Origin of the sequence: Microvirga tunisiensis, assembly GCF_009296175.1 — a bacterium.
GTDB lineage: Bacteria > Pseudomonadota > Alphaproteobacteria > Rhizobiales > Beijerinckiaceae > Microvirga > Microvirga tunisiensis.
In genome coordinates, this window is sequence record NZ_VOSK01000840.1 from 1 (window position 1) to 1,051 (window position 1,051).

The 1,051-nt window shown below is 53.3% G+C and carries 1 protein-coding gene; it reads right to left on the reverse strand.

Going from position 1 to position 1,051, the window contains the following annotated elements; translation table 11 throughout:
- Positions 1-356: 356 nt before the first annotated feature.
- Positions 357-578, reverse strand: coding sequence for a recombinase family protein (locus FS320_RS44010; protein WP_152718734.1), 222 nt, complete (start codon positions 576-578; stop codon positions 357-359).
- Positions 579-1,051: the final 473 nt, after the last annotated feature.

Genomic DNA, 1,051 nt, shown 5'->3' on the forward strand with positions numbered 1-1,051 from the left:
CACCCATCCGCCCCGAACGCCACGTCGCCCAGTCGATCGCCACCATCCGGGCTGAACTCATCTGCACTCTCGTGCGAAGGCTCCCACGATGTCCCTGCTGCCACACAAAGTTTATGACACAGTAGTATTAGGGGAGTGTGGCGCGCCCTAGGGGAAACGCTGACAGACTCTCTATGTCTTTGAATTAACTGGAGTTTCCAGCCACCCATTCTCGATCTACGTACCATTAGGGCGTATCAAAGTCGAGGTCTCTCACATGCGTAGACCGAGACGACCTTGCTGGAGAATGCCGGGGTCTTGGAGAACAAAGCGGCAGGTATCGTGGGGCACGATAAGCCAAGGATTATCTATGTGCTTTACACGGCACGGTGCAAACGACAGGCGGCGAGGGCGGCTGCGAGCTGTTGCCGATCCGCGCGCTTGCCGCTCTCGACCTCGACAAACTCGTCTACCAGTTCCCAGGCCCCTCCGCTTAGGTAGGTATGCACCGCCGCGCGCTGCGCATCGAGGCCGAGGCCGGAACGTCCCTGGCGGGCGGCGGAAACCCTGTAGTACGCGACGTATCGACCTGAAGGCATTATGGGCCTGCGCTGTTAGATTTGAAGCAACCGACGTTGCAACGAACCTGACAGGCAGAATTCATCCTAACAAATCAAATTTTTTACTTTGAAATAAAATTATAGAAAATCATGATTTTGATTTTCTCACGTATAAAAATGCCGAATTACTAGGGATTTACTTCAGATGAAAGGTCCGTAACCTGAGGAGCAGGAGAGATTCGCCCATGACCCAGACCGAGAGCTATAAGGAAAAGCTACGATTGCTCGAAGCGATTGATAAAGCATCCAAGCATGGAAGACGGCGGAAAGTTCATGAGCGTGTGCGCTCATACCTAAATAGTAAGGCAGTCAGGCTTGATGCTGCGTACGCATCCGAGGTGGGCCGCCTTGTAGGAATTGTCGGATTTGGCACTGACTGTCCTTATTGACGTCAAAAAGGACAGTGCGGCTATGGATCGAGTTGAGATTGTCGATACGGGTCGGCGTCGTCG

What these genes read in the sequence shown, in the direction of transcription:
- FS320_RS44010 (WP_152718734.1), bottom strand. Translation starts at nt 578, where the DNA reads ATGCCTTCAGGTCGATACGTCGCGTACTACAGGGTTTCCGCCGCCCGC.